The organism is Planctomycetaceae bacterium, assembly GCA_021371795.1.
In the GTDB taxonomy this organism is placed as follows: Bacteria; Planctomycetota; Phycisphaerae; order Sedimentisphaerales; family UBA12454; genus UBA12454.
The window spans coordinates 176,276-192,046 of sequence record JAJFVK010000006.1 but is presented as its reverse complement, the minus strand read 5'-3'; the positions used below and the strand labels follow the sequence as shown (position 1 = coordinate 192,046).

The 15,771-nt window shown below is 38.2% G+C and carries 12 protein-coding genes; 7 read left to right on the top strand and 5 right to left on the bottom strand.

The features are described 5' to 3' along the window. Positions 1-13: 13 nt before the first annotated feature. Genes LLF92_03455 through LLF92_03435 form a run of 5 tightly spaced genes read left to right on the top strand, consistent with a single transcriptional unit; the run spans position 14 to position 4,456 of the window. Positions 14-697, top strand: a complete 684-nt coding sequence (locus LLF92_03455) for an amidohydrolase family protein (protein MCE5340167.1) — start codon at positions 14-16, stop codon at positions 695-697. Beyond that, positions 694-1,437: an amidohydrolase family protein gene (locus tag LLF92_03450; GenBank protein ID MCE5340166.1), complete on the top strand. Its 744-nt coding sequence runs from the start codon at positions 694-696 to the stop codon at positions 1,435-1,437. Before LLF92_03455 ends, LLF92_03450 begins: the two co-directional genes overlap by 4 nt. Positions 1,438-1,453: 16 nt before the next feature. After that, positions 1,454-2,314 (top strand): Gfo/Idh/MocA family oxidoreductase, encoded by an 861-nt coding sequence (locus LLF92_03445; GenBank protein ID MCE5340165.1) that lies wholly within the window; start codon positions 1,454-1,456, stop codon positions 2,312-2,314. 3 nt (positions 2,315-2,317) lie between these two features. Next, a complete protein-coding gene (locus tag LLF92_03440) occupies positions 2,318-3,208 on the top strand; it encodes an amidohydrolase (GenBank protein ID MCE5340164.1) in 891 nt (296 codons plus the stop codon). Beyond that, positions 3,209-4,456, top strand: a complete 1,248-nt coding sequence (locus LLF92_03435) for a DegT/DnrJ/EryC1/StrS family aminotransferase (protein MCE5340163.1) — start codon at positions 3,209-3,211, stop codon at positions 4,454-4,456. It abuts the gene before it with no gap. 197 nt (positions 4,457-4,653) lie between these two features. Here the strand turns inward: LLF92_03435 and LLF92_03430 are convergent, their stop codons facing one another. Beyond that, on the bottom strand, positions 4,654-9,855 hold the full coding sequence (locus LLF92_03430; protein MCE5340162.1) for a hypothetical protein: 5,202 nt from the start codon (positions 9,853-9,855) through the stop codon (positions 4,654-4,656). Between the two features lie 76 nt (positions 9,856-9,931). On the opposite strand from LLF92_03430, the gene LLF92_03425 reads away from it, so the two are divergent. Together LLF92_03425 and LLF92_03420 are read left to right on the top strand one after the other, a co-directional pair. Further along, a complete protein-coding gene (locus LLF92_03425) occupies positions 9,932-10,096 on the top strand; it encodes a hypothetical protein (GenBank protein ID MCE5340161.1) in 165 nt (54 codons plus the stop codon). Between the two features lie 1,090 nt (positions 10,097-11,186). Further along, on the top strand, positions 11,187-11,639 hold the full coding sequence (locus LLF92_03420; GenBank protein ID MCE5340160.1) for a hypothetical protein: 453 nt from the start codon (positions 11,187-11,189) through the stop codon (positions 11,637-11,639). Here LLF92_03420 and LLF92_03415 read toward each other — a convergent pair. From LLF92_03415 to LLF92_03400, 4 genes are all read right to left on the bottom strand, one after another. Next, positions 11,573-12,298 (bottom strand): hypothetical protein, encoded by a 726-nt coding sequence (locus LLF92_03415; protein ID MCE5340159.1) that lies wholly within the window; start codon positions 12,296-12,298, stop codon positions 11,573-11,575. The two genes, LLF92_03420 and LLF92_03415, sit on opposite strands and share 67 nt — an antisense overlap. Position 12,299: 1 nt before the next feature. Beyond that, entirely contained in the window at positions 12,300-13,007 is a 708-nt protein-coding gene (locus LLF92_03410; GenBank protein MCE5340158.1) for a hypothetical protein, read from the bottom strand. A gap of 82 nt (positions 13,008-13,089) precedes the next feature. Further along, positions 13,090-13,986, bottom strand: coding sequence for a tyrosine-type recombinase/integrase (locus LLF92_03405; protein ID MCE5340157.1), 897 nt, complete (start codon positions 13,984-13,986; stop codon positions 13,090-13,092). 185 nt (positions 13,987-14,171) lie between these two features. Then, positions 14,172-15,641 (bottom strand): IS66 family transposase, encoded by a 1,470-nt coding sequence (locus LLF92_03400; GenBank protein MCE5340156.1) that lies wholly within the window; start codon positions 15,639-15,641, stop codon positions 14,172-14,174. Between the last annotated feature and the right edge of the window lie 130 nt (positions 15,642-15,771).

The window sequence follows — 15,771 nt, the reverse complement described above, 5'->3', positions numbered from 1 at the left end:
ACTGATGAACACAATGGACATATCTAAATCGTGCGTTGCCGCTATCGAAGGAATTTTTTACAAAGATGTTCAGTCGGCAAACAGGTATCTTCATAAAATAGTAAAAAAACACAAGAAAAAATTTTTGTTATTTTCAATAATCAATCCTGCTTTTCCAGGCTGGAAGAAAGATATGGACGAATGTGTCACGACACTAAAAACTACCGGTGTCAGACTTTTCCCCGGATATCACGGCTATAACATTACAGATAAATGCTGCCTTGAACTTTTAAGTAAATTACAGAAGTTAAATATTCCAGTTCAGATAGCTCCTCGTATTTATGATATCCGAATGCATCCTTCAAATTTTATAATTCCCGACTCAAATATTAAAGCAATTCCCCAAATATTAAAGACGTTCCCAAAGTTGAGGGTTTGTATTATTAATTTAAAAACTTTAAATGAAGCTTTCGAAAATGTTAAAACAATACGTCACCTTAAAAACTGTTTCATCGACATATCTTTTGTTGAAGGTGTTAATTGCATTAATAATCTAATTAAAACTGCCGGAGTTGACAGGATTGTTTTTGGCAGTAATACGCCTCTTTTTATTTCTTTAAGTGCTGCATACAAATTGAAAGAATCCAATTTGAACAAACAACAATTTGATAAAATAGCATGGCAAAATGCCGAAAATTTTCTCGGAAAAGTTCAATGATTATTGACATCCATACGCATTTACTTGACGGAATTTCTGATAACACCGTGCAAATACTTCGAGCCGCAGCTCGTTTTAGCATAAACCATTTATGCACATCCATGGGGCAGAAATGGCAGCATAATCCAACAGAATACGAAATTAAACAAGCTAACAATTATGTATTAAAACTTGTCAACCATTGGCCGAAGCGAATAACAGGTTTTTGCTATTTGAATCCAAATAATGAAAATAGTATAGAAGAGATGCATCGATGTTTCAAAGCCGGAATGCGAGGGATAAAATTATGGGTAGCTGCACGCTGCAATGATCCTTTGGTTTACCCGATTATAGAAAATGCCATCAAACTTGATATTCCAATTCTTCAGCATACCTGGGAAAAAGCGTCTGGCAACTATGAAAATGAGAGCCTGCCGCGGCATTTGGCCGAGGTCGCAATCCATTATCCTAAAGCGAAATTTATCATGGCCCATTCTGGAGGTAATTGGCAAAAAGGCATCAGAACAGTAAGTTCAATTACCAATATTATAATTGATACCGCTGGTTTTGACCCGACAGAAGGATTTATGGAAACGGCTTTGAAAGAAGTTGGTCCAAAAAGAATTGTTTATGGCTCTGACGCCCAGGGTCGCAGTTTCGCATCTCAATTGGCCAAAATAAATAGTATAAAAATGTCCAAACAGACAAGAGAGCTCATTTTATATAAGAATGCTATTGAACTTTTGAAAATAAATTTATAATTTTAAAAGGATTAAAATGAAAATAGGAATCATTGGAGCCGAGAACAGCCACACAACCAGAATAGCACACACTATCAATGTTGAGAAGTTAATTAAAGGCTTCACTGTAGATTACGTCTGGGGCGAGACGGATGAATATGCTCAAAAAGCCGCCAAAGAAGGAAAAATACCTAACATGGTTAAAAGGCCCATAGAGATGCTTGGCAAAATAGATGCCCTTATTGTAGACCACAGGCACGGTAAATATCATTTAAAGTCTGCATTGCCATTTGTTAAAAAGGGAATACCCTGCTTTATCGACAAACCTTTCTGCTATAGATATGCTGAAGGAAAAGAGTTTCTAAAAATCGCAAAAAAATATGGCACTCCCGTTACAAGTTTCAGCGTAATTCCAAAACAGAAAACTTTTATAGAGTTTACAAAAAAACTCTTCAATAATGGCGATGTTCTTGCGGGAACCATGTATGGGCCGGCAGACTTAAAAAGCAAATGGGGAGGAGTATTTTTTTATGGTATTCATCAGGTCGACGCCGCTCTAAATGTTTTCGGTTATAATGTAGTAAAAGTTTTAATTACAAAAAATGGCAATGGTTCCACCGGCCAGATGATTTACTCTGATGGTAAAATTGTTACTTTAAATCTTGTAAAACAGGGTCATCATGGTTTTTTCATAGATGCTATGTGCACTAAAGGTTTTATACAACAGACCATAGTTTATGATGAAAACCCATATCTAAACGGCATAAAAACATTTACAAAAATGTTTAAAAGTGGTATTGAACCGGAAAAATATGAAAATATTCTCAAACCAGTTCAAGTTCTCGAAGCAATGGAAAAATCCATCGCCTCCGGCAAAATTGAAAATGTAGAAAGATAATTTATGCCAACAAAAATCATAGATATTCACAATCATCCCAATTGGCACGGCCATAATATTGATGCTCTCATTGCAAATATGAACAAATACGGAATTGAAAAAACATGGCTTCTGGCATGGGAAATATCCAAAGAAGAATTTGATATCGCTCCGATTTATCATCAGGTGATGGACCCTCGAGGCTTGTGTGCTCCTTTGTGGATGGTGGTTGAAGGATTACATAAATATCCAGATAGGTTTATCGGCGGTTGGGCACCAGACCCAAGAGATAAATTTGTTCGCGCTAAAATAAAAGCTGCAATTAACCTCCATGGAATCAAAATTTACGGCGAACTGAAATGTAGATTACGATACGACAACCCCGATGCAATTGCAACTTTTCAATATTGTGGTCAACTCGGTCTTCCTGTTTTATTCCATCTGCAATATGACAGGCAGGTTATAAATGCCTTCGCAAGCAATATAGATAATTGGCCTGAATGGTATGGTGGAGATATATCCGTTGTGGAGACCATGTGCAGGCTCTGCCCTGATACAAAATTCATCGGCCACGGCCCCGGCTTCTGGCAAGCTATATCTGTTGAGGGTAATGATACTGATACTTATTATCCAACAGGTCAAATCAAAGTGGAAGGCCTACTGGCTAAATTGATGCGTAAGTATGACAATCTTTATTGCGACCTTTCAGCGGGCAGCGGATGTAATGCATTAGAAAGAGATTTGCAATATGCTGAAAAATTTATAACAGAATTTCAGAATAGAATAATGTTTGGTAGAGATTATTTTGACAACAGGCAACTTAACGTATTAAAAAAATTAAATCTGTCTGAAAATATCAGTGCCAAAATCTTATATATTAATGCAGAAAATATTTTGAAAAATAAGGATATCTAAATGGAAAATAAATTAGCAATAGATGGTGGCAAACCTGTAAGAACTACTCCTTGGCCGGCACGAGCTTTGATTGGGCAGGAGGAAAAAGAAGCGGCAATAAAAGTTTTTAATGAAGCCCTCAAATCAGGTGAAGCCTTTGGTTATAACGGCAAATGTGAGCAACAGTATGAAAAAGACTTTGCAGAATTTATGGGGGGTGGTTTTGCTGACGGTGTTAATTCCGGTACTAATGCTGTCTTTTGTGCCTTAGGCGGGTTACAGCTTGATGCGCTATCTGAAGTCATTGTCCCGCCTATTACAGATGCCGGCGGGGTAATGCCTGTGCTTTTTATCGGTTGTGTACCTGTTTTTGCAGATTCAGACCCCAAAAGCTACAATACAAGTGCAGAGCAAATTGAGCCATTAATTACAAAAAGAACTCGCGCAATTATAATAGCTCACATTGGTGGCGAGCCTATTGATATGGATCCGATTATAGAATTGGCACAAAAACATAATCTGTATGTTATTGAAGACTGCGCCCAGGCTCATGGAGCAAAATATAAAGGCAGACTTGTCGGCACAATAGGCGATATCGCAGCCTTTTCAACTATGTTTGGTAAGCACCATTGTACTGGCGGCCAAGGCGGAGTAGTTTACACTAAAAATGAAAAATTACATTGGCAGGCAAAGAGATTTGCTGATAGAGGAAAGCCTTTTAATTTAACTGAGACTAATAATGTTGTCGCAGGTATTAACTGTAATCTCAATGAACTTTCAGCAGCGATTGGCATTGCTCAGTTGAAGAAATTACCTGCTATCATTTCTAATCGCCGTAAGGTTGGCGAATCTATTAAAACAGGTTTACAAGATTTTAAAGCTGTTTCATTAGGCTGGCAGGTGTCTGGCACAGAATGTTCTTACTGGTTTTTACGTATTAAACTTGATTTGGACAAACTGAAAGTTGATAAGGATACTTTTTGCAAAGCTCTTACAGCAGAAGGGCTTCCGGTCAATCCGCATTATCGACATATACAATGTGAAAAACCATGGTTTGTAAATAAAGCAGTATTCGGCAAAAGCAGCTTCCCATGGCAATGCTCTGATTATAAAGGCAATAAGAATCCAGAATACAATTTAAAAAACACTATCAAAGTCACGGATAATCATTTCAATATCGCTATTCATGAAAGCTATTACCAAAAAGAAATCGATGATATCCTTGCCACATTGAAAAAAGTAGAAGATTTTTATTGCAAAATCCTTTAAACGATAAAAATCTTGGCAACCTATTTCAAGGTAACTTATCTCCTTTAACTCCGCCAACCAGTCCATCATACTGCCCATCTTTTCGTCTCAAAGGCTGAAGATAAGTTGCCAGTGCCTCACCAATCAATTTCTATATTAAGCACTCATATCAGACTGTCGCATAATGCGATACTACAGTACCTGCGATTATTACATATTTATGGAGTAATTGTAATATTATCTATCAGAATACCTTGTTCGCCTGCTTCACAGTTTGGATTGGCGGTACTGCCAAGCCACATTCCGCCAACATTGATACTTGTATTCCTAACTTCGCTCCAGAGTACGTCATTTACATCAAGAACACTGGTACCATCGATCCACATTTGCAGATTCGCCCTTTCGCGTATTTCAGGATCAGCATCACTTCGAACAGGTTCGGTCCTATTCCAACGGAATTTAAGTGTGTGCCATCCTGTTGAAATTGAATAGGCCGTATTATAATAATTTTTAACACCGGTATCGTTTATATCGCCAATAGAACTGTTTGTACGTATATATGGAATATTTTCAGTCCCAGCTCCTTTCCCTATGCCGATAAACCACCATGGCACAGAAGCGGTTGCCTCAGGGCAGGAACTTAGCAAAGCTGTAGTACCGCTTACATTTCCAGCAACATACAAATCCATTGAAATTGTGCCTTGATCGCCAAGAACAGATGAGGCTAAGTCTGAATAATTCAAATAACTTGGATAGCCGCTTTGTCCAACCTTAACCATGTTTGTTCCTGAACTGTCATGAATTATATAGACATCAGCATAAGCCGGGTGATTAACATCACTTTCGGAAGTAGCAACTGTTCCGCTTGAGGCAGTAAAACCGTCATCAAAATCAACAGACCATCTGCTTGTAGTCTGATTGAAATCTTCTATTATAATATTGTCTATGTATATATTTTGTTCGCCACATTCATAAGATGGCAAGCCTAAACCTTCTATCCAGAAACAACCCACATGAATTTTTCGTGTATCCGGTTCGTTCCAAAAAACATTATCCATATTGATGACACTATTACCATCTATGAACAGCTCAATATCCGCTCTTTCACGGACCTTGGGCGTTGATGCAGCATTATATGCAACAGTCCGTTTCCACTTGAATTGCAGCGTATGCCATCCATTGCTTATAGCACTTGGCAATGTCGCGGAATAATTCTTTGAGCCGGTATCACCGGAAGGAGCGATGTTACTGTAAGAACGGATATATGGTGTAGTACTATTTGCGAATCCTATCCACCAGTAAGGTGCCGAACCTGAGCCCTTTGATGCGTTGAAGAGAACCGCATAACCAGAAGATATCGAATTATTGACCTCAAAATCAAACGTAAGTGAACCCTGTGGTGCAAGTATCGTTGCATAATCAATGTTACTGTATTGCAAATATGATTTATCATTGGAGTCATTTCCAACCCTAACGACAGTATTTGATGAATCTGTATCCCAGCACGTATAGACATTCTTATTGCCGTCCGGATTGTTCACGTTTCCGCCGAGAATATTAACTGTTCCGCTTGAGGCGGCAAAGTTCGCATCAAAACTGACTGACCAGCGACTAGCGGTTTCGTTATAATCCTTTATGACTATATCATCGAGCAGTACATTCATCAATCCCGCATGACTTGATTTGATAGCCGTACTTCCGAGCCATTGATGGCCGATATTCAACTGACTGAAACTTGGTTCACTCCAATATACATTTGGCTCATTTATTACCAGATTAGAATCGATATACATTTTGAGGTCGGCACGTTCCCTTGCACCGCCACCTCCGGCTGATACCCTTTTCCACTTAAAGAGCATTGTATGCCAGCCTGTACTTAGGGGACTCGCCAGTGTAGTATAATAATTTTTAGCTCCAGCTATTCCTGTACCACCCAGCGGACTATAGCTTCGGATGTATGGTTTATTCTTTGCTGGCATGCCGATGAACCACCATGGTACACTTGAGGTTGCGCCCGGGCAGGCATTGAAAAATACAGTTGTTTCAGTAATTTCGTTTTCCGGTATTTTGAAATCCAGACTTACACTGCCTTCAGAGCCAAGAACGCTGGTTGCGAGATTGGAATAATTCAAATAGCATTCATGTGTTGTTCGACCAACTTTAACAACTCTGCTTGCGGCATTAGTATCGTAAAGAGTATATATCTCAGCATAATTTCCTGATGGTTGATTTATATCGCCGCCCTGAATCAAAACAGTTCCGCTTGAGGCGGTAAAGCCGTCTTCAAAATCAACCGACCACTGAGCGGCTGCGGTTGTAAAACTTCCAGTTACATAAGTAAGCTCAGTATCATTTGTATCCAGTGTTTGAACTCCCCAATAATAAGTTGTACTGGGCTCAAGCGGGGCAGGATCATAAATAGAGCTTGCACCAATATCAATTATGCCTTTATAAGCGGCAGCATTTTTGGTTGTAATATATGTTTGATTTGTACTGAAATATAGTTTTTGAGAGTTTGCGTCTATGCCGGGACACCACTTTAACCGTTCCGCTGTACTAACATTGGTTTGTCCATTATAAGGACGGAAATGCGTAGGTGTCTCCGGTTTGTAACGGAATACAATAGCCATTTCCTTCTTATTTGTATCAATATCAACATAGGCCACGGTTGAGCCGACAGTCGCGTTATACTGTATGGAATATTCGGGATCGGGATAAACCCTGAATCCATTTACATCATAAACTCTTACTGTGAGATTATTGGCGTCAGAACCTGCACCATCGCCGAAGCCAAACCAGCCGGGTACTGTGGTGATAGCTTTATTCTCACCGAGTACATAACCAGGATAAAGTTCAAGAGGCTTTATGGGATAAATATCCTGTGAAATTGTACCATCTTTGTCATCTGTATAACGTGCAGCCACGGAGTGCACTATAGGTAGTCCGCCATACGAAATTGAATACCAGCTTGCAAGCCCAGTATCACCTGGCTCTCTTCCCCAGTATTCAGCAAGAAGCCCACAAGGCGTGCCAAGATGTGCCGAACAAACATTGTTCGTTGTTCTGTTCTCGACAAAATGATATCCCTGTTCGGCCAAAAATTCTTCAGTACAAGGCTGGAAATTACACCATGTCTGGCAATCTTTGAGTCTGACTTTCCTGCGCTGATGACATCTATAATCCAGTGTGCTTAATGTCGACGATGTCAGTGCCTGCTGATATACATAAGTCGCACCTGGTTCATTCCAGTCATTGGCATTTGTACCCAGATCCATTAAACATGTGTAACCATCCCACCAATTATTGACATCATAGGAAACATATGCTCTTGTCCATGCAGAAGAGGCGTCCATATAAAAACCATCAGCCTTTTCACTGCCATAATCATAAGCTGCCCTCATAGCTTCGCCAAAACTGCTTTGCATAGTTGTAATGAAACTTGCTATTCCGGTATTCTTACCCGCGACAGGAGCTACATGGTATACGTTTGTGCCCACAGCATTTCTGAACTGATCGTCAGGATACAAATCTACCGCATTGGCCTCAGAACTGCACCATGGATATAGATACACAAGCAGTTTTGCCTGAGGTGTTAAACTTCTAAAACGTGGTATAATTGTATTTTCAATATAGTAACGATTCCAATAGCTCGTATAATACAAGCTATTATAATCATTTGGATCAGTTGTTTCACGAATAACTGCTGGCCCGAAAAGCGTATTCCTGTTATCAGTAGTATCAACAACTTTATTTCCATCTGAATTAATTCCATACAGGGTGGCTATTGTAGCGTATTTTACGCCATTACAATGGACAAGATTGCGGATATCATCATCGGATACTTTATTCATATTTCCTATATATAGGCTTGAACATGTAATTGCCGACCCGTCTATGAGATAGTTACTGCCGATGGTATCTCGTGCAGCATTAATAAAATCATAGTAGCTGCCATTTGCAGTCGGATAAGCTGCCCATTTTAACTTGTATGAGTCACCAGCACTTAGAGCAAAGTATTTATCGTGAATACCGTAAGCACCACTTTTCATTTGAATGCTCAAATGCGAACGGAAAACTTTATCCCTGACCAGAAGCCCTAATCCTGACCCCAATCTTGCAAGATAAATTGTAGGATTCCAACTATTTTTCCAGTTCGTATCCTCGAAAAGTTCAGTTTTATAAGGCATTTTATGGCCATGGGCATATGTATTTATCAATGAATTTGAGCTTATATTCACACTGTGGCCCAACCGGATACCTATAGTATTTTGGCTGGTGTTGGTTATTGTATCTTCAATCTCAAAATGATCAGAGTATTTAACAAGTGCGCGATTAAGTGAATAAGTAGGTGTGGTCGCACTAAGGGAATTGCCATCAGCCGCAATATTTATTGTTGTCCAGTTCTGATAGGATGAGTTACCCGGCAATGTTCTAAACGCACTGTTCGGATATGAGAACTTGGAATCTATATAGTAGGTATCTCCGTCAACAGTAACCTGCAGGCCACCTCCACTGGAACTAAGTCGCGCAGTATAAGATACATCGAAATTTGATTTTGGAACAACAGGATTAGTGAGTACAACCGTATCCCTAAGATTTGGGTCCTTTGGCGTTGGAGCTTCAGTGAAACTCGTCAGAAGTTTAAAATTTCGGATTTCTCGCTGGTTTGAACCCAAACCGACAACCTCGATAAGATTCAATCTTCCAGGAGCTATAAGATTGCTGACATCAAATACCAATCTATAGGGGTCAGCTTTAAGTTCATATGGGAAATCTTTGAGAGCAGTATTTACTGCCGCTTGATTAGAATCAAAATTGTCAGAGTATGGTGCAAACCAATAACCAGATGTAATGACCCAGGATACTGCGTCACCATTGGGAACAATTAAATCCCGTGTGTCTGTTATATTCATTACCGATCTTGTGGAATTAACAGTGTTCCCATAAACGGAATATTTCATGGAATACTCATAATCCAGAGCAGGGTCGGTGGCCCTTTTTTTAGATCTTTGTTCTACCGATAAATAAGCTTTCTTCTGTCCTGCTGGAATATAAACAAGACTACTGATTATATTGGTAGATGTAATTGAATAAGGCGATTCCTGAATAATGATATCATTGTAATTCGGCTCTGGTATCAGAATATTGTCTAAAAGAATGTTTTGCCTGCCTGCCTGATATAGACTGGTTGCAAGATCAGGGACAAAACAACCGATATAGCTTCGCAGACTATTTGCAGGTGTCCATTGCACGTTGGGTTCATTCAAGACCTCAACATCATCGATGTACATTGCGATATTAGCGCGTTCACGAATTGCAGAGATAGGGTAATTGGAGTCATCAGGCTCACCATACTGTGCAGCTTTCTTAGGTTGAACCTCTATCCAGGTGAACTTCATTGTATGCCACCCTGCTGTCAATACAACATCGGCATCATAGGTTTTATCACCAAAGATTGCTAAAACATCAGGGTCTGTTTCGTTAGGATCAGTAATTATGCTTCTTGAAAATACACGAACAGTATTTTTATCAGCTAATCCTATCCACCATGCATCATTTACATCTACGGATGTTGAGCTTGTATCAATGTGGCTTGAAGAGAAAAATGCAGCAGGTCCGCTTATATCATTGGGATTGCTGGGTATTTTAAAATCAATATAGATTGTACCGCAAGCCGCTATAATTTGATCATTTAAGCCTGTGTATCCCAGATAGCAACTGTTACTGTCAATGCCGCCTACTCTCAAAACATTACTGTCGGAGTCAGAATCATATTGAATCTTAACACGTGGGCCTGAGGATGGAGTATTTGGATCCCCACCTAAAATAGTGATATTACCTAAATTAGAATCAAACACATCGCTGGCTGCATTAAACCCACATTCAAAATTCAGCAACCAGATACTATTTGGATCAGATTTCGCAATACTCGAAAACAGAATTAAAATAAAAAGCATCAATGAATTTCTGACAGCTTGCATGTTTCACCTCTCTTTTTTAAAATTTTTAATTAAAGGAAAACCACACGGCTCTGCGTGTGTAGTTATTGCCGAGATGATCAAAATTGAAAATGTTTTGCTCATAATTATACAATATTAAATTTGTTATTAATTAAGAGAGCTGCCGTTGATGCAAAATACAAGATGTCCAATAAATATATGTTTATGACTTAGAAATAAATAAGTCAAGTTATTTTTTTTAATTTTATATATTTTCTTGTGAAACTTCTAAAAAAAATAAAGGCGTAAACTATTAACAATAAACAAGTTATAGACACCCATTATCGGATTAATTATACAAAAACAAATTTGTTGTCAATTAAAAAAACTGCCTTTGATGCAAAACCAAGACGGCTAATAGATATATGTTTATGAATTAGAAATAAATAGGTTAAGTTGTTTTTTTAAAAATTATGTTTGTCACTTTGCGGAACTTAGGGAATCTCATTTCTCATCTCACCTGTACCATTTTTCAGACGACTGTCGTGTTGACAACCCGAGCGTCGTTTAGCCTTAAAAATGAATTTTGTCCGTATATTCTTTCAAATTCCGATATAATTATTTTTTGAAATCCGGCGTCTTTCCTATTTCTACAGGTCTGAAATCATATATAACCATTTATTAAACATATACTTATACCGCTTCATTTTGTTAAAAACAAAAAACATACATATTTTTACGTTTTTTTTCTTTACAGTGTGTATTTAATTTATATAATATGTATATATTTAAATAATTAAAGGAATATGTGTATGTCAGAACGAATAAATATTACAATAAGTGATGACCTTTTTAAAAGGCTTCAGACGGTTAAAGATTCATTCAATATATCAGGCGTTTGTCAGGAGGCTTTGCAACACAAGGTCTCTCTACAGGAATTAAGAATTAAAAATTTGGAGACAAAAGACATGAATAAAATTATTGAGCGATTAAGATTGGAAAAAGCTGAACATGGTAAAATCTATACGGAAGAAGGGTATAAAGAAGGACAAGATGACGCCAAAAGTATGAGCTACGATGAAATTATCCAAGTGGTTTGTAATAATGTTAATATTTATACCACCAATGTTTGGGATAATTGGTTGGAGGATAAAATTAAAAATTTGGAATCCGATGACCCCGCTTTTGATCAAGAAGCTTATCTCGAAGGTTGGATAAATGGAGCAACTGAATTTTGGGAAAACATTAAAGATGCTTTAAAATAATCTTTGTAATTTAGAAAGGATATAATCCAACTGAATTCACATTGAAATTCTTCCGGCTTATATAACTTTCTGATATTTTTTATGAGCCTATAGTGACATCTTCGAATTTTTCTTCCACTGCCGCAAGGACATAAATTTTGATCATTGTATCGATCTTGAGACAAGAGACGGAGAAATTCCAGTACTGTAATATTGTCTTGAGTCTGAAATAACTCATAATAATACTCAAGCAGCCCTTCGGGACCGTGCGATAATTCACCATCTGGTCTAATTCCATAATCACGCTTATAACTATGGTTAAAAAGAAATCTCACAATTTGTTCCTGAACAAACCACAATAAATCGCGTTTTTGTACAAAGGTCTGCTTAACTGCCAAGGGCGCACCAAAACAAAATGTTCCATCATCATTTATATGATTATCGGGGCAACGTAGAATTTTGTCGTTTGTTTCAATAACTTTTGGAGGACATAACGGGTAATCATCAGGAATCATAATTTCAATATCATAATCATCCCTGACTACTTTACCGTCGTGTTTCACAGTAAAGCTTATATTACCTGTTATTGAACACTCGCCATTAATCTTTTTTATTAAACTTAGACTAGGGTATAATTGTTTTAACCTGTTGAAATGTTTATTTAAAACTTCGGCATTCATATTATATTGACCATGGCTTATTGGGTCTGGCAGAAAACGTCACTTCAGGATAACTTTTAATCGGCTTTTTATCTACATAACCATATTTCTGAAGTGTTTTTTCAACAATATCTGCTCCAAATGCAGGATTCAAAGCTTCGGCAATTTTATATACATCCCTCTGGCTTGAAGCGGTACCAAAATCAGCTTTCAGTTGTTCCAGCCATTTGAAAAAGGCCAATGGAAGAGCCGGATTCTCATTCCATTTATCAGCAAAATTTTCATCCTGATTGACAGGATTAGGAATATAGTAATAACCGCTGCTGACATTTTTAAGCCGTTTGATATCTGAAATAACATTCACTATATTTGTTAATGCTTCAAACAGATCGGTTTCATTTTGATAACTTTGAGCCGCCAAAGTGGTAATGATAATTGATATGGGTTTGTTATCTTTATCTTTAAAATATATATCACGATGCCATTTTAAGATTTGAACAGCTCTTTGTAACGGTGTACGAACTTTGTAATCCGGTACGGCTTCAACGTTTGCTTTTATGGATTCAGCAAGAGCTATTTTCCTATTCTGGAAAATAGCTTTCATTCTCTCTGCAAACCAACGAGCATATCCTTTGGGATTACTATGTTGCCAATTTCGTAATTTTTTGTCGGTTACGAGTATGGCATCATTCAGTTTTTCATAATCAGGGATGGCAGGTAGAATATCCATATGAAACTCATTAGCATAATTCAAAGTCCAACATCGCCTGCCCTCATCAAGAATGTTATTCTGGAACACACCGATTAACAGATCATCTTGAGATTTTGATTTTGGGATTCCCTTTGCCTTTGATTTCTGAAAGTAATTCCCTTAAAAGCTCCTGTGTTTCATTATCATTTTGAATAACGGGAGTTTTTTCTGTGAATTCTACGACATCCGCCATTTCTTCCGGAATCAGGGCTGCATAATGTTTTCTGCAAATCTCAGGAGAATTGCCCATCAATTTTGAAATCTTATAAAGCGATTCCCCTTTTTGTGCAAGGTGGCTTCCGAATGTATGCCTAAAATCAAGGCATGACCATTCAAGGTTATTTTTCTTATTTATCTCCCGCAGGTCATTTGAAAAATTATCAGGGTTCCACTGCTTTCCTTCTGGTGAATGGAAAAACCATTTAGAGCCTGATGATTTATAGCTTTGTAATATTTCATAAAGGGCACTACTTATTGGAACAACACGATTGCTTTTTGTTTTAGGCTGCCAGAATTTACCATCAATTGTTTTGGCCTGTACTTTAATAAGCCTTTTATCTAAAAGAATATCTTCCTTTGTCAGCCATAGTGCTTCTTCTCTTCTTAAGCCTGCATAAATATATGTTGCACAAAGCGCATGCATAACAGGAAACTTTTCCAAAACTTTTAATTGCTCATCTATCTGTTTTAAGGAAAGAAATCTTATCACAGTTGCAGGTTCTCTATATCTTTCAACATAAGTAACAGGGTTTGGATAGCGTCTGTCTCGTGAACGAAAGCCGTGATGTTTTATAGCATATGCAAAAAGCTTATGCAAAATCTGCCGCAGCAAATTAGCTGATTTTGGCGACCAGTTGTTTAATTCTATTCTCTTGGAGATAAAGTTATTGATTGCCTCTGGCCCAATATCTTCGAGAAATTCTGCTTTGACATGCTCTCCATCATACTTGTCTTTCAATTTTTGTTTGCATTCTTTTTTACCGGGATAACCCAATTGAAGTGAATCACAAATAGTGCCAAAGAATGTCCTTAGCCTGCTGATATCATTCTTAAAAGATTTAAATGTCCTTGTCGCCTCAAGATGTTTGCAGAACGCCTCAAGTATTACGTAAGGTCTCGGGCAAATACACCCCTGCAAAAAAATTATGCGGCGGCCTTGTCGGCAGTTTTTTCAGGTTTTTTCCAATTGCTCGGCAGTAGGTCGTCAATTTTGTCGGCCGGGTGAGTGCTGATGCGGACAAGAACATCTCTAAAATATGCAAATGGGTCAATTTCATTTAATTTGCAGCTGGCTACGAGACTATAAATATTTGCCGCTCGTCTTGCCCCAGCTTCACTGCCGGCGAACATATAATTGAGCCTTCTGATTACTACCATCCGTAGAACTCTTTCAGAAATATTATTATCTATGGACAGGGTCGGGTCTTCCAGGTATCTCAAAAGAGCTTCCCACTGATTCAATGAATATGTAATCGCTTTACCCATCGGGCTTTTCGGCAACACACAATCTTTGTATTCATTGAAAACAGCCTTAATTTCATTCAGTATTGGCTTGGCTTCTTTTTGTCTGACTTCGAGCAACTTATCACTATTATATTCTTCTTCTTTCGCACGTTTTTCAATTTCATAAAGCCTGCCCAACAATACCATCAATCGTGCAGCTCTGACTGGATCGCTATCAACTGCATATTCAAATTTTCTGCGAGCGTGCGCATGACAGCCTATCTCCGTTGCTCCGGATGTCATAAAATATTCATTATAGCCGTTGTATGCATCGGCCTGCAGTTTACCGCAATATTTTCCAAGGAATTTTATTGGCCCCTCTCTCGATCGTGTCGGAGTAAAGTCAAAAACTACGTTTTTCTTATTGTCAATATATACCCATAAATAACCATTATACGTAGAACCCTTGCGGTTTGGATTCTTTACAGGTATCGATGTATCGTCCGAATTTATCTTTGGTGATTCGAGTATTTTTTGATGCATCCGTTTTACCAAAGGTTCAAGTAAGTCAGAACATTTTCCTACCCAGTCGCACATCGTCGATACATTTATATCAACGCCGCTTCTTTTAAATATACCTTCAAGTCTGTTCAACGGGGCATGGTCGCAATACTTGCTCGTTATTATATGTGCAAGCAGTCCTTCACATGCTAACCCCTTATCAACAACCATCGGAGGAAGTTCACCTATGGAAATGTTGCCCTGGCATTCATCGCAGGCGTATTTGGCACGTTCATATACTTTAACAAAAAAAGAGGCCGGAACATATTCGAGCTTTTCTGTTTTTTCAGTGCCGATAAACTTCTTCGGCTTATTGTGTATATCGCAGAACTTTTCTTCTTCTGACGGCTCGATAGGAATGATTTCGCGTTTCAGGTCGGCAGGCAGTGGATTCCTGCCTTTATGATTTTCATTCTTTCGGTTTTTAACGACTTCCGGCTTCGACTGCTTCTGCTCTTCGAGCTTTGCCTTAACTTCATCATACAGGTTTTCAAATAATAAACGCTGTGCGGGATTGAGCTTTTCACTCTTTTTGCCAAACAACTGACGCTTGAGATAATATAACTGCCCCTGTAAATCATCGATTTGACCAAGCAGAGTAAGTACCATTTCCTTTAGGGTATCAGTATCATTCGGAAGGTTCTCTTTAGATGTTTCTGATGTTATTTTGGTCGTCCCTGACATGAATATGAATATAACAGCAAATGCAGTAAAAGCAAGCCAAATGTCGTATAAATGA